Origin of the sequence: Escherichia sp. MR (genome assembly GCF_005280595.1) — a bacterium.
GTDB lineage: Bacteria > Pseudomonadota > Gammaproteobacteria > Enterobacterales > Enterobacteriaceae > Escherichia > Escherichia ruysiae.
Window position 1 is genome coordinate 40,224 of record NZ_SZVK01000001.1, and the last position, 19,972, is coordinate 60,195.

19 protein-coding genes, 1 tRNA gene and 1 pseudogene are annotated in these 19,972 nt (G+C 48.7%); 6 read left to right on the top strand and 15 right to left on the bottom strand.

The features are described 5' to 3' along the window. Positions 1–63: 63 nt before the first annotated feature. Both mdoH and mdoG read right to left on the bottom strand, forming a co-directional pair. Complete coding sequence (gene mdoH, locus FC814_RS00235; protein ID WP_071995174.1) at positions 64–2,607, bottom strand: glucans biosynthesis glucosyltransferase MdoH; 2,544 nt, start codon at positions 2,605–2,607, stop codon at positions 64–66. Then, positions 2,600–4,135, bottom strand: a complete 1,536-nt coding sequence (mdoG, locus tag FC814_RS00240; RefSeq protein ID WP_137325390.1) for a glucans biosynthesis protein MdoG — start codon at positions 4,133–4,135, stop codon at positions 2,600–2,602. The genes mdoH and mdoG overlap by 8 nt, the downstream gene beginning before the upstream one ends. 392 nt (positions 4,136–4,527) lie before the next feature. Between mdoG and mdoC the strand changes: the two genes are divergently transcribed. After that, positions 4,528–5,685 carry a glucans biosynthesis protein MdoC gene (gene mdoC / locus FC814_RS00245; RefSeq protein ID WP_105281000.1) on the top strand — a complete coding sequence of 386 codons (1,158 nt, stop codon included), beginning with the start codon at positions 4,528–4,530 and terminating at the stop codon, positions 5,683–5,685. A 7-nt stretch (positions 5,686–5,692) separates the two neighbouring features. Here the strand turns inward: mdoC and clsC are convergent, their stop codons facing one another. The 6 genes from clsC to csgB all read right to left on the bottom strand — a co-directional run bounded on the left by clsC (position 5,693) and on the right by csgB (position 9,517). Further along, entirely contained in the window at positions 5,693–7,174 is a 1,482-nt protein-coding gene (gene clsC, locus FC814_RS00250) for a cardiolipin synthase ClsC (protein ID WP_137325342.1), read from the bottom strand. Beyond that, positions 7,116–7,649 carry an O-acetyl-ADP-ribose deacetylase gene (gene ymdB, locus FC814_RS00255; protein WP_000842234.1) on the bottom strand — a complete coding sequence of 178 codons (534 nt, stop codon included), beginning with the start codon at positions 7,647–7,649 and terminating at the stop codon, positions 7,116–7,118. The genes clsC and ymdB overlap by 59 nt, the downstream gene beginning before the upstream one ends. Before the next feature lie 94 nt (positions 7,650–7,743). Beyond that, entirely contained in the window at positions 7,744–8,055 is a 312-nt protein-coding gene (locus FC814_RS00260) for a type 1 fimbrial protein (RefSeq protein ID WP_137325343.1), read from the bottom strand. 116 nt (positions 8,056–8,171) lie between these two features. Continuing rightward, the gene (csgC, locus tag FC814_RS00265; RefSeq protein WP_137325344.1) at positions 8,172–8,504 is read right to left on the bottom strand and encodes a curli assembly chaperone CsgC; all 333 of its coding nucleotides are present in this window, start codon (positions 8,502–8,504) and stop codon (positions 8,172–8,174) included. A 58-nt stretch (positions 8,505–8,562) separates the two neighbouring features. Next, on the bottom strand, positions 8,563–9,021 hold the full coding sequence (gene csgA, locus FC814_RS00270; protein ID WP_000771421.1) for a curli major subunit CsgA: 459 nt from the start codon (positions 9,019–9,021) through the stop codon (positions 8,563–8,565). Positions 9,022–9,061: 40 nt separating this feature from the next. Beyond that, positions 9,062–9,517 (bottom strand): curli minor subunit CsgB, encoded by a 456-nt coding sequence (gene csgB / locus FC814_RS00275; protein WP_010345644.1) that lies wholly within the window; start codon positions 9,515–9,517, stop codon positions 9,062–9,064. Positions 9,518–10,273: 756 nt separating this feature from the next. On the opposite strand from csgB, the gene csgD reads away from it, so the two are divergent. The 4 genes from csgD to csgG are packed head-to-tail and all read left to right on the top strand — an operon-like array spanning position 10,274 to position 12,619. Next, the gene (gene csgD, locus FC814_RS00280; protein WP_000481491.1) at positions 10,274–10,924 is read left to right on the top strand and encodes a biofilm master transcriptional regulator CsgD; all 651 of its coding nucleotides are present in this window, start codon (positions 10,274–10,276) and stop codon (positions 10,922–10,924) included. 4 nt (positions 10,925–10,928) lie between these two features. Then, a complete protein-coding gene (csgE, locus tag FC814_RS00285; protein WP_000833234.1) occupies positions 10,929–11,318 on the top strand; it encodes a curli production assembly/transport protein CsgE in 390 nt (129 codons plus the stop codon). Between the two features lie 24 nt (positions 11,319–11,342). After that, positions 11,343–11,759: a curli production assembly/transport protein CsgF gene (csgF, locus tag FC814_RS00290; RefSeq protein ID WP_001264078.1), complete on the top strand. Its 417-nt coding sequence runs from the start codon at positions 11,343–11,345 to the stop codon at positions 11,757–11,759. 26 nt (positions 11,760–11,785) lie between these two features. Continuing rightward, on the top strand, positions 11,786–12,619 hold the full coding sequence (gene csgG, locus FC814_RS00295) for a curli production assembly/transport protein CsgG (protein WP_001189336.1): 834 nt from the start codon (positions 11,786–11,788) through the stop codon (positions 12,617–12,619). A 61-nt stretch (positions 12,620–12,680) separates the two neighbouring features. Here csgG and FC814_RS00300 read toward each other — a convergent pair whose 3' ends face one another. From FC814_RS00300 to ghrA, 4 genes are all read right to left on the bottom strand, one after another. Continuing rightward, the gene (locus FC814_RS00300; protein ID WP_032147879.1) at positions 12,681–13,172 is read right to left on the bottom strand and encodes a DUF1097 domain-containing protein; all 492 of its coding nucleotides are present in this window, start codon (positions 13,170–13,172) and stop codon (positions 12,681–12,683) included. A gap of 101 nt (positions 13,173–13,273) precedes the next feature. Next, positions 13,274–13,828: a molecular chaperone YcdY gene (gene ycdY / locus FC814_RS00305; protein WP_137325345.1), complete on the bottom strand. Its 555-nt coding sequence runs from the start codon at positions 13,826–13,828 to the stop codon at positions 13,274–13,276. 23 nt (positions 13,829–13,851) lie between these two features. After that, positions 13,852–14,589 carry a phosphatase gene (locus FC814_RS00310; RefSeq protein ID WP_000283652.1) on the bottom strand — a complete coding sequence of 246 codons (738 nt, stop codon included), beginning with the start codon at positions 14,587–14,589 and terminating at the stop codon, positions 13,852–13,854. A 54-nt stretch (positions 14,590–14,643) separates the two neighbouring features. After that, a complete protein-coding gene (ghrA, locus tag FC814_RS00315; RefSeq protein WP_137325346.1) occupies positions 14,644–15,582 on the bottom strand; it encodes a glyoxylate/hydroxypyruvate reductase GhrA in 939 nt (312 codons plus the stop codon). Positions 15,583–15,814: 232 nt separating this feature from the next. Between ghrA and FC814_RS00320 the strand changes: the two genes are divergently transcribed. Further along, positions 15,815–15,902 (top strand) — tRNA-Ser (locus FC814_RS00320). A 195-nt stretch (positions 15,903–16,097) separates the two neighbouring features. Here the strand turns inward: FC814_RS00320 and phoH are convergent. The 3 genes and pseudogenes from phoH to efeO all read right to left on the bottom strand — a co-directional run bounded on the left by phoH (position 16,098) and on the right by efeO (position 19,920). Further along, positions 16,098–16,886 carry a phosphate starvation-inducible protein PhoH gene (gene phoH, locus FC814_RS00325; protein ID WP_000533536.1) on the bottom strand — a complete coding sequence of 263 codons (789 nt, stop codon included), beginning with the start codon at positions 16,884–16,886 and terminating at the stop codon, positions 16,098–16,100. 643 nt (positions 16,887–17,529) lie between these two features. Next, the gene (efeB, locus tag FC814_RS00330; RefSeq protein ID WP_137325347.1) at positions 17,530–18,801 is read right to left on the bottom strand and encodes an iron uptake transporter deferrochelatase/peroxidase subunit; all 1,272 of its coding nucleotides are present in this window, start codon (positions 18,799–18,801) and stop codon (positions 17,530–17,532) included. A gap of 5 nt (positions 18,802–18,806) precedes the next feature. Next, positions 18,807–19,920: pseudogene (efeO, locus tag FC814_RS00335) on the bottom strand (iron uptake system protein EfeO). Positions 19,921–19,972: the final 52 nt, after the last annotated feature.

Below are 19,972 nucleotides of genomic sequence, written 5' to 3' on the forward strand. Positions count from 1 at the left end.
CATGAACGCCTTACCCGGCCTACGAAACCTTGCAAATTCAATATATTGCAGGTATCTACACTTTTATTGCGAAGCCGCATCCGGTTTACGCAATGCCAGTGGATTCAACTTTATCCCTTCGTAGTAACTCACCCATGAAGAATATCTCTCCGGGGAATTCCAGACGCGGAAATGCAAACGAGCCATCGTCACCGGATCGCTTAGCAGCACCAGACGACGATCGCGATTCAGCTTCTCTGGCGTCTCGTTCAGCGCCTGTTCAACATGGCGGTCACGGGCGATTTCCAGCACCTTACTGGCGCGGTGACGCGCAGTGGCCATTGCCGTTGCCAGAGCGTTAAACGACGGATTAAACACTGCATGCATAAAGCCATCGTCGAGAGAACGTTGACGGTTCATCTCAAGGAAACGATCGGTATCGATCAGTACCTGAGGCGGTGAATACTCTTCCGGGATCAGGAACAGTTTCCAGCGTTTCGTGCGCAGCCCAACGGTTGTACGGCTGGAGATCACCGAAACAAACGGTGACAGAATCAGCGAGAAGACAATCGGTGCCAGCCAGAACAGGAAACGCAGATCCAGCCACGCCATACCGACCGCCCACACTAACCCCAGCAGCAACTGTGAGCCGTGGCGTTTAAACGCTTCGCCCCAGGAGGTAGAGTCGTCATCACGTTGCGGGGAATTCCACACCACTTCCCAGCCAAGGAAGGCGCTAACCACGAATACCGTATGGAACAACATACGCACCGGCGCCAACAGCACGGAGAACAGCACTTCTAACAGCAGCGATAACGTAACTCGCCAGAAGCCGCCATACTCTTTAGTCCCTTTGCACCAAATAAGCAAAATACTCAACAACTTCGGCAGGAACAGCAGCACCATCGTCGAGGCAAACAGCGCAATCGCCAGTTCAGGACGCCACTGTGGCCAGACCGGGAATAACTGCCGTGGTTGCAGGAAGTATTGCGGTTCGGTCAGCGCGTGCACGACCTGCAATGCGGTAGAGAGCGCAAGGAACATAAACCACAGCGGTGCGGAAAGATAAGACATCACGCCCGTCAGGAACACCGCGCGGTGAACCGGGTGCATCCCTTTAACCAGGAACAAACGGAAGTTCATCAGGTTACCATGGCACCAGCGGCGATCACGTTTTAACTCGTCAAGCAGGTTAGGCGGCAGTTCTTCATAAGAGCCAGGGAGATCGTAAGCAATCCATACCCCCCAGCCTGCACGGCGCATTAGTGCGGCTTCCACGAAGTCGTGCGAAAGGATTGAACCCGCAAATGATCCTTCACCAGGCAGCGGCGCCAGCGCGCAGTGCTCGATAAACGGTTTCACGCGGATAATCGCATTATGCCCCCAGTAGTGCGACTCGCCGAGCTGCCAGAAATGCAAACCGGCAGTGAACAATGGCCCATAGACACGGGTCGCAAACTGTTGGCAACGTGCATATAGCGTATCCATACCAGACGCTTTCGGCGACGACTGGATAATCCCGGCGTTCGGGTTAGCTTCCATCAGGCGCACCAGACCGCACAAACAATCACCGGTCATCACCGAGTCCGCATCCAGCACCACCATGTAGCTGTACTGGCTACCCCAGCGACGGCAGAAATCGTCAATGTTACCGCTTTTACGCTTCACGCGACGGCGGCGACGGCGATAGAAAATCTGGCCTTCGCCCTGCACTTCGGCGATCAGCTCCATCCAGGCTTTTTGTTCTGCTACACAGATGTCCGGGTTGTAGCTGTCACTCAGGATATAAACATCAAAGTGTTTGGCATTACCAGTCGCTTTCACGGATTCCCACGTTGCACGCAGACCTGCAAAAACGCGATTCACGTCTTCGTTACAGATAGGCATGATCAATGCTGTGCGATGCTCCGGATTTAACGGTTCATCGCCAACGGTTGAAGCGGAAATACTGTATTTATCGCGCCCAATAAGCAGTTGCAGGAAGCCCATCAACGCCGTCCAGAAACCGGCTGACACCCAGCAGAAAAGAACAGCGAAGAGGATCAGAATACCGGTTTGCAGCATGTAAGGCAGAAGCTGCATAAAGGAAACCCACAAATCCTGATCGACCATATCAACTGGATTAATCAGCGCCCACCCCTGATAAGGCAGAATGGTCTTCATATACCAGGTAGCGACGACGGTTTGCGCCAGAGTGAGAAGAAGCAGAATGTAACGACGGATGGTGCCGACGGTACGCCACTTTTGCTCGCTCTCCTGCTCTTCTTTGGTCAATCGCGCCAGATAGCGCGGCGTCACATCGCGCCCACGCAGACGATCCCAGAAACGACCAACCGGGTTAGTACGCCACGGATCGGGGAACATAGAAGAACGTTTTGCTTTCGGCATTGCCTTAAGCTGATCGCGCCCTTCGTCGTCTTGAATTAACTGTCCATCAGCGAGTGAATCTGGCCAGGCTTGTTCCAGACGTGCTTTTACCGACCCTTGCGGGGAGTCATCCTCTCGCGCCCAGGTTCGGTGTTCAGCATCCAGCGCCTGATGAACAGCGCGGATATCAGTCTTCGGCAATGCCGCTTTCTCGCTTGCGGAGATGGGCATTGCGTCAATGTACTCGGTTGTCTTATTCATTGGCAGGTAACTGGTAGCTCCAGGTTTCACTCAACGTTTGATCGGCATTCACCAGGGCAGCACGCATTTCAGTGGTTTTCTTGGCATCTTTCACTTTCACACGCATTACCAGACGCCAGCCTTTGGTGACCGGGTTATAGCGCACCGTGCTTTCTACAATCTCACCATTATCGCCAATGCTGGTTTGTGCAGTGACCGGTGTATTCTCTGGCAGTTTTTTCATCTCTGCGCCAGTAAAATCGACCACAAAAGCGATAGTGCCGTCAGGCTGTCGAATCAGGTTCGACTGCTTCACATCCCCCGTTGAACGACGCGTCTGCTGCACCCAGGCGTTATCAGGCGCGTGAAGTTTGTCTTCATCACGGCTGAAAGTAATGGTGTATTTAAAGTTCATCTCTTTACCTGGTTCCGGTATCTGATCCGGCGTCCAGTAAGCGACGATGTTATCGTTGGTTTCATCGTTGGTTGGAATTTCCACCAGCTCAACGCTGCCTTTGCCCCACTCCCCTTTCGGTGTCACCCACGCGCTTGGACGGAGATCGTAACGATCGTCGAGATCTTCAAAGCGGGAGAAATCGCGGCCGCGCTGCAACAGACCGAAGCCTTGCGGGTTTTCCATCGAGAAGCTGCTGATCGCCAGATGTTTCGGGTTGTTTAGCGGACGCCAGATCCACTCACCGTTACCAGCATGGATAGACAGACCGTTGGAGTCGTGCAATTCCGGACGATAATTATTCGCCGGAGATGGCTGGTTCGGCCCGAACAGGAACATACTGGTTAACGGCGCAACGCCCAGTTTGCCGACTTTATCGCGCAGGTAGATTTTCGATTGCACATCAACAACCGTGTCACGTCCCGGCATAACAACGAACTTGTAAGCGCCTGTCGCACGCGGCGAATCAAGCAACGCATAAATCGTTAAACGCTTATCGGTCGGTTTTGGACGCTCGATCCAGAACTCCTTAAAGCGTGGAAATTCTTCACCTGATGGCAAAGCGGTATCAATAGCCAGGCCTCGGGCAGAAAGACCGTAAACCTGACCTGCGCCAATCACGCGGAAATAGCTGGCCCCGAGCATGCTGACGATTTCATCATTTTTATCTTTGCTGTTGATCGGGTAAAGCACTTTAAAACCGGCAAAACCAAGGTCTTTTACCGTGTCTTTGTCATGCTGAACATCGCCGAAAGTGAAATAATCCGGGCTGTATTTGATTCTTTTTACTGCCGTTGCAGTGACTTCATTTATTTTGACCGGTGTGTCGAAGTACATACCCTGATGGTAGAACTCGAGCTTGAATGGGGTCTTCAGATTGTTCCAGTATGCTTTGTCATGATTAAACTGGATCTGTTGATAGTCCGCGTATTTCATGTCGCGGAAAACGGAGGGCAAGTTACTTTTAGGCGCCTCATAGCCTTTCCCGGCTAAGGATTGAGCTTGCTTTGCGACATCGTCAATGCTGAAGGCCCAGCTTGATGATGTATACAGGGTTAACATTACTGCAGCACTCAACCAACGCATTTTCATCATTTGTAGTTTATGTTTCATAATAAGTAAGCACTTCCCCCTTTGTGTGCTTATATCGATCCGATCTATTTTAATGGATAACCAGCCATTCCGACAACAGAATCCCGGTATTATTCAGCGCGCCGGCTCATGGATTAAGCACCTGATTGCAACCGTTTTCACTTTCCGTGCTTATCCTAAAGACAGAAGGAGCGAGTTCGTGTAGGGTTTGCCGGCAAATTTATTTATCAACCGTCTTACAGGCGCTTCCATTTTGGTTAGTGATTGCGGCTATGCCGCGCAAAAACACATTTGAAGCCTGCACCTCATGCAGCAGGTCAGTGTCGTTACGGCAAAAGCCTAAAGGCATTACCCGGCGGGGATAAGACGAAAAATCCGAGATTAGTTAACCATATATGAATCCAGTACCCGCGCAGCGTGAATATTTCCTCGACTCCATCCGCGCATGGTTGATGTTGTTAGGGATCCCTTTTCATATTTCTTTAATCTATTCAAGCCACACCTGGCATGTGAATAGCGCAGAACCGTCATGGTGGCTGACGCTTTTTAACGATTTCATCCACGCCTTCCGTATGCAGGTATTTTTCGTTATTTCCGGATATTTTTCCTACATGCTGTTTTTGCGCTACCCGTTGAAAAAATGGTGGAAAGTGCGCGTTGAACGCGTAGGGATCCCGATGTTAACGGCTATTCCCCTGCTCACCTTGCCGCAATTCATTATGCTGCAATATGTCAAGGGCAAAGCGGAAAGCTGGCCTGGGCTATCATTGTATGACAAATATAATACTCTGGCCTGGGAGTTAATTTCACACCTGTGGTTTTTACTGGTGTTGGTCGTTATGACGACACTTTGCGTGTGGATATTTAAACGAATAAGAAATAATTTAGAAAATTCAGATAAAACAAATAAAACTTTCTCGATGGTTAAGCTATCGATACTATTTTTCTGTCTGGGAACTGGCTATGCAGCAATAAGAAGAACGCTATTTATCGTTTATCCACCCATTTTAAGCGATGGCATGTTCAATTTTATTTTCATGCAGACGCTGTTTTATATGCCGTTCTTTATTCTCGGTGCGCTGGCTTTCATTTTTCCTAATCTAAAAGCCTTGTTTACCACACCGTCTCGTGGATGCACTCTCGCGGCAGCACTGGCATTTGTTGCTTATTTGCTCAATCAACGCTACGGCAGCGGCGATGCCTGGATGTATGAAACCGAGTCAGTGATCACGATGGTGCTCGGCCTGTGGATGGTGAATGTGGTCTTCTCCTTTGGCCACCGTTTGCTTAATTTCCAGTCAGCGCGGGTAACCTATTTTGTAAACGCGTCGCTATTTATTTATCTGGTTCACCACCCGTTAACGCTCTTTTTCGGTGCTTACATCACTCCGCACATTACATCAAATCTGCTGGGTTTCCTCTGCGGTCTGATATTTGTGGTAGGGATTGCGATAATTCTGTACGAAATTCATTTACGCATTCCGTTGTTGAAGTTTTTGTTCTCCGGCAAACCGATCGTAAAACGCGAGAATGACAAAGCGCCAGCTCGCTAAACCATACTTACAATAACCATTCAACGGGCAATATTGACGCCAGTCTGACCATAACCCGCTTCCAGAAACTGGTGGCGGGTTCTTTTTTGAGGATAATTTCCTCCTTCCCATGGCGATCGACCCAGTTGATTCGTCCCCACCGATCCAGACGGAGCTGCCAGGCCGCATCATACTGGCTCTGAATAAAGCGTTTATCGATTAATTGTGCCAGCGTTTCGCTCTCTATCACGAAGCCCATTTCAGTATTGAGCAGCGTTGAACGCGGATCGAAATTGAATGAGCCAATAAACACTATTTTGCCATCGACACTGAATGTTTTAGCATGAAGGCTTGCGCCGGAACTACCAGTTATACCGCGATCGTGCAACGTGCTGCTTTGTTCCCGCGTCGGTTTCAGTTCATATAACTCAACGCCATAGCGGAGCAATTTTTTGCGCCAGCGAGCATACCCGGCATGAACGACAGCGACATCGTTAGCGGCAAGTGAATTGGTTAAGATAGCTATCCTGACCCCTTTTCTGACCATTCGTAAAAGCTGCGCCACTCCCGCGCGCGTTGGCACAAAATAGGAAGAGATAATATCAATACGTTCGCTGGGGGAGCCCATGATATCGAACAGGCGCTGCGGTAACAGTGAATGCCGTTTTGCCTTGCCCTCCCCTTTTGCCGGATCATCACTTAATAAACGCGTTCTTGCCCAGATAAGCGGCAATGTTCCGTCAACCAGTTGATTTATAAACGGACTTAACTCCATTTTGCACAAATAGCGATGTGCCTCGGTGTCGTTGTACCAGGACGCAGGTAGCTCAATACGGTCAGCCATTTCGCCATCGGGAACATCCAGCACCTGCTGCAACGGTGAAACTGATTTGCAATACCAGTAGCGGGCAAAATCATCGGCAACATCCTCAACAACCGGCCCTATTGCCAGGACATCTAAATCTGAAAAAAGTGGCTCTTCTCCCGCGCCGAAATAGGCATCGCCAACGTTGCGCCCGCCCACCAGCGTTACCACGCCATCGACGGTAAAACTTTTATTGTGCATACGACGATTGAGGCGGGAAAAATCGGTGATATAACCAAGCGGACGTAACAAGCGAAAAGAGAAAGGATTGAAAAGTCGAACTTCAATACGCGGGTGACTATCGAGCAAGCGTAAAATATCATCAAGACCGGGAGTATTATTGTCATCCAGCAGCAAACGGACGCGAACGCCACGCTTCGCTGCGGCTAACAGAGCCGAAAACAGCAATCGCCCCGACATATCGTCCTGCCAGATGTAATACTGAACATCCAGCGTATGCTCCGCCATTTCTGCCAGACGATATCGTGCAGCAAACGCATCCAGACTTTTATCAAGGGGGAAAATGCCGCACTGCCCAGGATGTTGCGAGCACAGCGGCAGCACCGCGCTCGCCAGCCGGGGCAAATCATTCATCTCCTTGTTGGGTAAGGAGTCTTTCGTAGAGGTGGGCATTTTCTGCATCATAACAGACAAAGTATACCTGCTCAGGCAAAGCGTGACGGGTAATAAATTCTGAAACGGTTTTTACTGCTATTTCAGCCGCTGCAGCACGCGGGTAACCATAAACGCCGGTGCTGATGGCAGGAAATGCCACTGTCGCATAGCCGTTCGCCGCTACCAGTCGTAGACTATTGAGATAGGCATCCTGCAATAACTGGTCTTCGTTTTGTTCGCCACCGCGCCAGACAGGCCCAACGGTATGCACAACAGCTTTGGCAGGGAGATCGCCCGCAAGAGTAATCACTGCATGTCCCGTGGGGCAATCGCCCTGTTGCTGGCGAACTTTCAAACAGGCATCCAGCAACGCCGGGCCGGCTGCGCGATGAATAGCGCCATCAACGCCGCCGCCCCCCATTAATGACGGATTAGCCGCATTAACAATAACATCAACGGCTAGTTTAGTAATATCACCCTGCACAACATGAATACGCGATTTCATAACGCCTCCTTACACCCTCTTGTTTCTTAAGTGTACAGCAGTGTTTTTAGGTAAATCGCATTTTTCTTGTCAGCAACGTGAGTAGTTCAGAAACTTAGTTATATTCGATGTTCATCACAGCCAGCTTTTTCTGCTCATCAAGATACTGCACTTTTACTGAGGCAATTTGCGCATTTTTAACTTTGCCACTCATTAACTCTTTGCTGGAATACGTTTTGCTCTGTACTGGACCATTTTGCATACAGGTCATTTCAACTGGCGTTTGCAGGGAGCTCACGTCACACGAGGGTTCCACGATTTGACCATAAAAATGAATCACGCCACCTTGCGCATTGCTTTCCGCTGTTGCAAAGAAAGGAAAAACCAGGCTGCCGAGCATAAGGGTGTTTAACAACGGTCTGAACATCTATTCTGTTTCCTCAATGATTAATCATCCTTGAGGGGGTTATCCATGCTTTCAGGTTGGTCGATTCGCATCAGACCGTTCTCTTCCGGCTCGTTTTATGCTCAACTATTAATACATTAAGACTTTCCTGAAGAGGGCGGCCATTGTTGTGATAAATGAAGTAACTGTCCATCAGAAACCGTAACAACTATTTTCACCCGATCGTCCGGGGAAATATTTAAACTCAACTTCGTCAAGGCAACGGGTTGATTAGCGGGTAATGAAAGGGTCTTTTCTTGCTTCGTCTGACTTTGTCCCGAACTGCCTTCGCGTAGTGACAATATCTGAACCCGGCACAAGCATGATTGCGTAAGAGTAACTTCAGGAATAATGGTGTACATGTCACCTTGCTGGGTTGTATTAAAGGTTATCTGGCTGGAAAGTGCCGCGAGAAGTAATAACGCGTTCATACTATTCTCCCGAAAAAAAACAGGGCTTGCGCCCTGTTTCTGTCATACAAATTCTGTATTAGTACTGATGAGCGGTCGCGTTGTTACCAAAGCCAACCTGAGTTACGTTGACGCTGGAGTTAGATGCAGTCTGGTCAACTGCTGCACCGTTGCCACCACCGAACTGTTTAACAGTCATTTCAGAGTTTTTACCGTTCCACTGATCAAGAGTGGCGCTGTTACCGAAGCCACGCTGGGTCAGTTCAATTGAGCTGTCATCAGAACCTTGTCCTACGTCTGCGCCGTTACCGCCGCCGTGCTGGGTAATAGTCAGATCAGAGTTGCGGGCATCAGCCTGCAATGCAACAGCAGAGTTACCGCCACCGTACTGATAAATATTCAGCTCTGAATTCGGGCCGCTGTTATTGCCGCCACCACCGTGGTTGCCGCCGCCACCGCCGTACTGAGGAATAGAACCTGCCAGAGCGCTACCGGAGAATACGATTGCTGCAATTGCTGCTACTTTTAAAAGTTTCATGTAAAACCCCCATCGGATTGATTTAAAAGTCGAATGGAAATTAACGTTGTGTCACGCGAATAGCCATTTGCGACTGTCTCTGCACTACAATTGCCGTTTTTTGAGTACCATGCTGCGTAATATTTGCTTTATTACCAGAACCTTTCTGGATAATCATTGCAGTATTACCATATGCGCCTTGCGAAATACTGGCATCGTTGGCATTGCCCGCCTGATCAATATATGCAAGGTTATAATCTCCTGTCTGGTCAATCTTTGCCCGGTTGCTATTACCCTCTTGCGAAACAACCGACAAAAGTTTTGAGCCTCCCTGCCGTAACTGTGCACTATTATTAGTACCAGCTTGACCAACTATGGCTGCCTGATTAAATGAAGACTTACTCAATTCATTTACCGCTAAGTTATATTCTGAATTAGCTAAATCATAACCTGCTGCGGCTGCAATCCCAGGCGCACCCAGTATTGTTAACATCACAAATAACAATTTGTTTTTCATGTTGTCACCCTGGACCTGGTCGTACATTTAAGAAATTAAATCATTTCAACTTGGTTGTTAACGCAAACCGTTTTTTGTTAACGCTGCGTTACGATGGAAAGTATGTCTGCGGAAATATTTTTAATAACTCACCCGTGCGTTGTATTTTGCTTTTTTTGTTCATACCAAAGTATTAAAACTCGCGCAAATACGCTGTTATTTACGCAAAAATTATTTTGTTTTCTTTTAAAGTACCGTTTTTTGACAGCAAAAAATCGACAGTCAGCCTTCCTTCATGATTCGCGAAGATTACGTCGATATGTCTGTTTGACAAGCCGTGACAAACATCGTCTTTTTACGGCAAAAAATTGTCCATGGGCAACATCAGAGAAAGTAAGAAATTTTCACACGACAAAAGAACTATGTGAAAATAATTTTTATATGGATAATTATGGACTTAGCGTAATTTGTATGACTTTTTAAAATTGTGCAATAAAAGCCATATGTACAACTTTTCTATCAATTCTAAACTCCACAACCACGCCGCGTTAACATTTTAAAATTCCAGGTTACATTTTGTTACACGTTTAACACTTGATTTAAGATTTGTAATGGCTAGATTGAAATCAGATGTAATCCATTAGTTTTATATTTTACCCATTTAGGGTTGATTTATTACTACACACAGCAGTGCAACATCTGTCAGTACTTCTGGTGCCTCTATTTTATAAAGGCAGCTGTCAGGTGTGCGATTAATAAAAAAAGCGGGGTTTCATCATGTTTAATGAAGTCCATAGTATTCATGGTCATACATTACTGTTGATCACTAAACCTTCTTTGCAGGCGACCGCGTTATTGCAGCATTTAAAACAATCGCTGGCAATCACAGGAAAACTGCATAATATTCAACGTTCTCTGGACGATATATCTTCTGGCTGCATTATTCTGTTGGATATGATGGAAGCAGATAAAAAGCTCATTCATTACTGGCAGGATACATTAAGCAGAAAACACAACAACATTAAAACGCTGTTGTTAAATACTCCAGATGATTACCCGTACCGCGACATTGAAAACTGGCCGCATATCAATGGTGTTTTTTACGCCATGGAGGATCAAGAACGCGTAGTCAATGGGTTGCAAGGCGTCTTACGTGGTGAATGCTACTTTACGCAAAAGCTTGCCAGTTACTTGATTACACATTCCGGTAACTATCGTTATAACAGCACGGAATCTGCCCTCCTTACTCATAGGGAAAAAGAGATCCTTAATAAGCTGCGTATCGGCGCCTCCAATAACGAGATTGCTCGTTCGCTGTTCATCAGCGAAAACACGGTAAAAACGCATCTTTATAATCTTTTCAAAAAGATAGCAGTTAAAAACCGAACACAAGCGGTCTCATGGGCAAACGATAACCTCAGGCGATAAAGCCATGAAACGTTATTTATGCTGGATTGTAGCAGTAGAACTTCTCTTCGCTGCGGGAAATGTTCACGCCGTTGAAGTAGAAGTACCGGGATTGTTAACTGACCATACTGTTTCCTCTATTGGCCATGATTTTTACCGTGCCTTTAGTGATAAATGGGAAAGTGACTACACCGGTAACTTAACAATTAATGAAAGACCCAGTGCACGATGGGGAAGCTGGATCACAATAACGGTGAATCAGGACGTTATTTTCCAGACATTTTTATTCCCATTGAAAAGAGACTTCGAGAAAACTGTTGTCTTTGCACTGATTCAAACTGAAGAAGCACTAAATCGTCGCCAGATAAATCAGGCGTTATTGAGTACGGGCGATTTGGCGCATGATGAATTTTAAATAAAAAATTGTTCGGAGGCTGCAATGCGTGTCAAACATGCAGTAGTTCTACTCATGCTTATTTCACCATTAAGTTGGGCAGGAAATATGACTTTCCAGTTCCGCAATCCAAACTTTGGTGGTAACCCGAATAACGGCGCTTTTTTATTAAATAGTGCCCAGGCGCAGAACTCGTATAAAGATCCGAGCTATGACGATGACTTTGGTATTGAAACGCCATCGGCGTTAGATAACTTTACTCAGGCCATTCAGTCCCAAATTTTAGGTGGACTGTTGTCGAATATTAACACGGGTCAGCCAGGGAGAATGGTAACCAATGAATATATTGTTGATATTGCCAACCGCGATGGTCAATTGCAGTTGAATGTGACGGATCGCAAGACAGGACAAACCTCGACCATCCAGGTTTCGGGTTTACAAAATAACTCAACCGATTTTTAAGCCCCAGCTTCATAAGGAAAATAATCATGCAGCGCTTATTTGTTTTGGTTGCCGTCATGTTGCTGAGCGGATGCTTAACCGCCCCACCTAAAGAAGCCGCCAGACCGACATTAATGCCTCGTGCCCAGAGCTACAAAGATTTGACCCACCTGCCAGCGCCAACGGGTAAGATCTTTGTTTCGGTATACAACATTCAGGACGAAACCGGGCAATTTAAACCCTACCCGGCGAGTAACTTCTCCACTGCTGTTCCGCAAAGCGCCACTGCGATGCTGGTCACGGCATTGAAAGATTCTCGCTGGTTTATACCGCTGGAACGTCAGGGCTTACAAAACCTGCTCAACGAACGCAAGATTATTCGTGCGGCACAGGAAAACGGCACTGTCGCGGTAAACAACCGAATCCCGCTTCAATCGTTGACCGCAGCCAATATCATGGTTGAAGGCTCTATTATTGGTTATGAAAGCAACGTCAAATCGGGCGGTGTTGGGGCGAGATATTTTGGTATTGGTGCAGATACGCAATACCAACTTGATCAGATTGCCGTGAACCTGCGCGTCGTCAATGTAAGTACCGGTGAGATCCTCTCTTCGGTGAACACCAGTAAGACGATCCTTTCCTATGAAGTCCAGGCGGGTGTCTTCCGCTTTATTGACTACCAGCGGTTACTGGAAGGGGAAGTGGGTTATACCTCTAACGAACCGGTTATGCTCTGTCTAATGTCCGCCATCGAAACAGGCGTTATCTTCCTGATTAACGACGGCATCGACCGTGGCTTGTGGGATTTGCAGAATAAATCAGAGCGGCAGAATGACATTCTGGTGAAATACCGTCACTTATCAGTACCACCGGAATCCTGATACATAAAAAGCCGGAGTTTATTCCGGCCCTTTACGATTCAATCTAAAGCGTGAGTGCTCCTCACGCTTTATTTTTGACTTGTTGCTCACGGTGAGCGGACTTAGCACTGCGCGCCGCCAGCCAAAGACCGCTGTTTTTCATTGCGTAACCAAACACCAGCCCAAGCGCCAGCGAAGGTAGCACCAGCTTCCAGTTCCCTTGCCCGGCAAACGTCGCACATGCGCCAATAAACGTCCCCGGAACAAACGACAACAATACCTGTTTCGCCTGAATACACATCAGAAAAGCGACAATACCGGTTATGACATAACCGAGAATTTCCAGATGTGGTGCCAGAGCACTGCCGTAAATAATAACCATCGCCCACACCACGCCGCTAAGCAGTGTTGCAGCGGAAATAGCCAGCCCTTTTAGCCCACCTTGCGGACAGGCAAAGTAGGCCGTACAGCCCAGGAAACCTGCCCAGCTAAGTAAGCCAAGGGAAACAGCCACCCAGCCCCAGATACCGGAGAGAATGCCTGTTGTGATTGCAATAGAGAGAAGTATGTTCATGCCGCGCATGATAGCAGAAAACGCGACTATGAATGAGATCGAGCACACATTTTATGCAACAGCTATATATAGATTGCAGTAATGAGTGATTCCGATCACATTTATTCCTCTGATTCTTCCTCAAGTTCATCCCACATTGCGCTGATTGCATCGCGGGTTAGCGGTGCCATGGTGCGCCAGAACGGTGTAGTCGCATGAGCCTCAACTTTACCGAGAAATGCGCCGCACCAGGGCAACAGATACTCGCTAAACAGTGTTTCCAGAGCTTCGCTTTCATCCTCTGTTGACTGATCTTCCAGCCAGGAAGCGGCCAGCAGCAAAGTACCAATGTGATCGGCTGGCGTATCCGCTAACGGCATACCGCGTTCGGAAAGGAAAGTACGGACTTCTGTTTCTGTGGCGCCCTCACCCCAGGTGCTGCGATAAGGTGAAACTGCGCATTCATCACCGACGAATAATGCATTGTAATCGGCAGAAACTTGCGCCATATCACAGCTTTTCTGCAAACGCGCCAGCAATTCATCCTGTTCCAGCGGCCAGTTCGCCGCCAGTTTCCCTTCACGAATTAAGGTAAACAGCGGAACCAGTAAAGGATCCTGCGGTTGACGGTAATAGAGCGAACCCAGCACACGACACAGGATAGAAAACTCGTTCATTAATTTATTTCCGTTAATAGCAATTAAAGATCAGCAAATTCCGCAATCGGCGCCATACCGCGAGATTCAAGGAAATTCAGCAAACGGCGTGGCGAAACATTCAATATTCTCTCTTCCGGAAAATCCACTGCGTCGAGGATCTTACGGCATTCTTCAAAATCGCCCATGGTAAAAGCGGTATGAGAATCCGATCCTAACGCGACCCAACCTCCGGCATCGCGCACCGCAGCGGCAACCGCACGGCAGTTATCTTCACTGCCCTTACGCGAATGTAAGAATGAGGAGTTATTGATTTCCAGCGCCACCTGATACTTAGCAGCAGCTTCAGCAACAGCTTTAAAATCAATTGGATATCGTGGATTTCCGGGATGGCTAACCACGTGCACATGCCCACTCGCCATCGCGGCAATCATGGCCTGAGTATTCGTAGCTTCATCATGCGGCGCAAAAACCGGTTCATGAAAACCAGCAATGATCAGATCCAGCGAGTCAAACATTTTGCCGCTGCAATCAATTTCACCATCAATATTTTTGATATTGGCTTCGATGCCACGCAGGATCCCCACCCCATCGACGACTCGCGGCCAGATACGCATATTAATGAAGTGCCAGTGATGCGGTGCATCTTCCATATCAGGGCCATGATCGGTGATCGCAAAAAGTTTAATGCCTTTCTGTTTGGCCTGGGCAATGTAATCACTTAATGTGCTATATGCATGTGTACTGGCAACGGTATGCATATGAAGGTCGACGGGATACATAACTCTCTCCTGTATTCAATTCCCGCCAAGGATAGCAGGAATCCGTATGGTTTATTAGTAGCCTCGTACACGGTCGACTTGTCCGCTGACCGTCTTCCCTTTTTCGAGTTGTGTAATGGCGCGAGCAATGTACTCCACCGCTTCAACGGGTCGGGTAATGGCTGCAACATGTGGTGTTATTGTCACGCGTGGATGTTGCCAGAGCGGACTTTCAGGCGGTAAAGGTTCACGATTAAAAACATCCAGCATCGCCGCTTTAACTTTACCGCTATCCAGCGCCGCAAGCAGGTCATCTTCTACCACATGAACGCCACGCGCCAGGTTGAGGAGATATGCGCCATCCGGTAATTTTTCTAATAATTGTTGATTAATAATGCCGACGGTTTCAGGCGTATTCGGTAACAGATTAATTAATACACGACATTGACTCAAAAATTTGCCCAACTCTTCAGTTCCGGCAAAACTTTGTACACTGGGCCAGCTTTTATGGCTACGGCTCCAGCAACGCAGCGGAAAACGCCAGGTCTGCAAGCTCTGTGCGACTTTACTGCCTAATACGCCAGCCCCCAGGATGCCGATAGTAAAATCTTCCCGTTGATACTCAGGCAGAGGTTGCCAAAACGAAGCATTTTGCTGCGCTCGATAATCGTCAAAACGTCTGAACCAATGGAGCACCTGACTGACAGCATATTCCTGCATTTGCTCGCCCATACCGGTATCTTCCAGACGAAAAAGCGGAATAGACGGTTTCAGCATTTCAGGGTACGTCTGTAATTTACTCAAAATCGAATCAACACCGGCACCCAATGCGAACACGGCCTTAAGGTCACGACCTGCCAACATTTCAACAGGCGGATGCCAGACCAAAGCATAATCCGCAGGATGATTATCACCGGTTTTCCATGCTCTGACTCTGGCCTGAGGAATAGCTTTACCCAGTGCATCAATCCACCAGGCGGTATCGAACACAGGATGATAAAAAATGATATCCATACTGACTCCCGAAAGCGGTTGTGCGGAATTTACCCGCACTTATCATTATGATCTACAAGCACCTCAGCATAACAAATCCACTACCGGTGGCAAAAAAAGCAAACTCTGCTTACTAAAAGCGCAGATTGATTGAAGTTTGAATAAACGCGCTATTTTTTAAAAAAGTTTGTTGACCTCAGGCCGTGATTTCCCTAAATTAGCGCCCGTTCCAGCAAGACAGGAACGACAATTTGGTGAGGTGTCCGAGTGGCTGAAGGAGCACGCCTGGAAAGTGTGTATACGGCAACGTATCGGGGGTTCGAATCCCCCCCTCACCGCCATCTTTTAAGAAGAGCCCGTACGTAAGTACGGGCTTTTTTTTCGCATATTGCACGCACCGGGGGGATGAGAAGCCCCGACAGGGGTTCGACAACTGGCGACAGTCCGCGAACGCAGTGAGTGGACTGCACCTTACTCAGTTGGGTGTCCAACTTTTGGGGTGCACTCCACGCCAGGGCTTTGTACCATTAAAACTCTCAACTATAGGCATGTAGCGTACGTTGGCAAAGTGCCGAACGTACGCAATCCTCTTTACCGAATCGGACAATCCCGACCATTTCATCTTCTTCGAAACGTTCCAGCGCGTCACTTAAGCCGGAGCGCACACCGCGAGGTAAATCGCACTGTGTAATATCTCCGTTAACAATAACCGTCACGTTCTCCCCCAGACGGGTTAAAAACATTTTCATTTGTGCGGCAGTCACATTCTGCGCCTCATCAAGAATGACGACCGCATTTTCAAATGTACGTCCACGCATATAGGCGAACGGCGCGATTTCGACCTTCCCTATCTCCGGCCGCAGGCAGTATTGCATAAAGGAAGCGCCCAACCGCCGAACCAGCACGTCGTAGACCGGACGAAAATAAGGAGCAAACTTTTCTGCAATATCTCCAGGTAAGAAGCCAAGATCTTCATCGGCTTGCAGAACAGGACGGGTGACGATAATCCTGTCGACATCCTTATGTATCAGGGCTTCTGCCGCTTTTGCCGCACTGATCCAGGTTTTACCACACCCGGCTTCGCCCGTGGCGAATATCAGTTGCTTACTCTCAATAGCCTTCAGATAGTGCAATTGCGCTTCATTTCGCGCGAGGATTGGCGAGGTATCGCGACTGTCGCGAGCCATGCCAATGGCTTCTACGCCGCTCATCTGCACAAGCGAGGTGACCGATTCTTCTTCACGCTGTTTATGGCTGCGCGAATCCCGTCTCAGCACACGTTTTGCCTCGCGACGAGCTTTGATCACTGCTTTTTGTCTTCCCATGGAGAGCACCTTGAGTTGTTTGTATTCATCACACGCGCCGTTGGCAGCGCGATTATGCGCACGAACATCAGAGGGTTGGCTTCCTTGTAAGCCATAGTTTGCTTTTGGAAATAACACCGAAAACGGCTACGCGCACCGTTAAAGGCGTCGGTAACACGAATAAAGAAAGGAAGTGGGTAAAAATACAGAGTGACGAGATGACTACCGGAGGAGAAATCTCCGCGAGTGGTGGAGCGTTGCTTAACAAAACATTGTCCAGTACAGGACGTTACCATCCGCGATCTCCATAGTGACTGACTATCACTGCCGGGAACTACCGCTGTTACTTAATAAGTACAACAGTTTTCGCATTTGTTGCAACAATATATTTACTTATATTTAACCATAAAGCACCATTTAGATGGCATTAGCTTCTACTGGAAAGATGACAGAGTGATGACAGTGATGGTAAAAGCTGTGTACTTTCAGCAGGATTCGCGTTTGCTGGTAAAATGAGCCTTGTGCTTGCCGGATGCGGCGTGAACGCCTTATTCTGCCTACCGATCCGGCACCGATTGTAGGCCTGATAAGACGCGCAAGCGTCGCATCAGGCATCAGCGCACGAACGTCGGATGCGGCGTAAACGCCTATCCGCCTAAAAACATTAAACCCGCAATAATGCGCTTCCGAGATAATCGTTCGTGTCCTTCACCCCTGGCAATGCAAAGAAATAACCGCCACCGATAGGTTTGACGTATTCCTCCAGCGCCTCGCCATTCAGTCTTTTTTGTACTGTCAGAAAGCCCTTTTCCAGATCGTGTTGGTAGCAAACGAACAGTAGCCCCATATCCAGTTGCCCGGAGTTGGTGACGCCCAGTGAATAACTGTAGCCACGGCGCAACATCAGGCTGGACTCACTCTCTGGCGTGCGCGGATTCGCCAGCCGGATATGGCTGTCCAGCGCAATCACCTTACCTTCAGGATCGCTGGCGTAATCGGGCACATCATGCTCGTGCTGCATTCCCAGCGGAGCACCGGTTTGCTTATCACGACCAATAATCGTCTGCTGTTCTTTCAGTGGCGTTCTGTCCCAAAACTCCACCCGAAACTGAATCAACCGCACCGCCTGGTAGCTGCCGCCGATGGTCCAGGCAGGTTCCTGCTGATCTGCCGTGACCCACACCACTTTTTGCATCAACTTCGCATTATGGCTGTCGGGATTAGCAGTGCCGTCTTTGAAGCCCAGCAAATTAATTGGCGTCTCTTTGCCTTTACTTCGCGCCGCATGATCGGAAATAAACCCTTCCCGCTTCCAGCGCACGCTGAGCAAATCCGGCGTGTGTTTAATGATATCGCGCAGCGCATGGATCACCGTGTCCTGGGTGTTGGCGCAAATCTGTAGCAACACATCTCCATGACATAACGCTGCATCAAGCGAGTCGTTGGGGAAACGCGTCATCTTCTGCAACTTTTTCGGCATCTGTGGCGCAAGGCCAAACCGCTCATCAAACAACGAGTGACCAACAGACAACGTGATGGTGAGATTATCGGGCGCAATGTAGCCGCCGAGAATGCCGGAATCGAGTGGCGGCAGGCGCGGATTTGGTGTTTCTGGTGCCGCTCCTCCCTGAGTCAGAAAAGCAAAACGCTGAGTCAACAAGCGAAACAACCGCTCAAGATCGGCTTTATCACTGGCAAGCACATCAAACGCCACCAGCATCATTGCGGCCTGCTGTGGCGTCACAATCCCCGCCTGATGTTCGCCATAAAAAGGCTGTTTCTCATTGCGCGCATCCGGCGAAAGCGTACCCGGCGCACTTTGCGTTTTTTGTGCATGAGCGACCGGGCAACTCCCCGCCAGCGCCAGCGCGCCAATCCCTTTCAGTAAACGTCGGCGTGACGGTTCATTCACGCCGTTTTCATCTTCATACTGCATAACGCTTAGTCCAGCCCCAGCACACCGCGAAGTTGCGCCAGATCTTCCGCCAGCGCGGTAATCGGGCCTTTTAGCGCATTACGGTCAGCATCGGTCAGCTTGTCGTAAGTTTCAAAACCGTCTTTGGTACGGTATTTCGCCAGAATGGTATCGACCTTTTTGAAGTTGGCATCGACTTTTGCCAGCAATTCCGGGTTAGCTTTTTGCAGTTGTGGACGCAGCTGATCGACAATTTTCTGCGAGCCTTCAACGTTAGCCTGGAAATCCCACAGATCGGTGTGGCTGTAGCGATCTTCTTCACCGCTAATTTTGCTGGCTGCCACTTCCTCAATCAGTCCCGCTGCGCCGCCAACCACTTTTGAAGGTGGGAAAGCCAGTTCACTGATGCGTTTATGCAAATCGACCACATCGGTATAAAGCTGGTCAGCGTACTGATCCGTTGTCGCCAAACAAGGCTTTTTCCAGACGGTGGAAACCGGTGAATTTGGGGTCGGCAGCTTTTTGCTCGTAATCATCCTCACGGGCGTCAATGCTGCCATCCAGATCGGAGAACAGTTCAGCGATCGGTTCAATGCGCTCATAGTGCTGGCGCGTCGGTGCATACAGTGCTTTCGCTTTTTCGATATCGCCCGCTTTAATGGCGTCGGTAAAGGCTTTAGTGTCGGTCAACAGCTGCGTGGTTTCCGCCATGACATACGCCTTATATGCGGTAATTGCACCGCCGAGGCTTAACAGTGCATCACTTTGCGCCGCATCCGCCGTCGCCTCGCCTTTGACGATCAACTTCCCTTTCGGGTTAGTCAGCAGACCGCAGGTCATATCGTATTCACCAGGCTGTAAATTCGCCGTCATTTTCTGGCTAAAACCAGGGGCGATATTTTCCCGCTCTTCCACCACCATCACGCCTTTGAGGATCTCCCACTCCAGCGCCTTCTGACTGTGGTTCTGAATGATAAACTGCGTTTTCCCGGCGTTAACCGTAATAGTCATTGGTTCGCACTGCTTATCCGTCACGGTCACTTTGACTTGCGGAATATCGGCGGCGTTAGCCATAAAAGCAGAAGAGAACAGCGCAGCCACGCTTAATTGCAGTGCGCTACGACGGAAGTTAATGGTCATGACGAGACTATCCCTTTAAAGTATGTTGTAACTAAGCAAGAGTTTGCGTCGT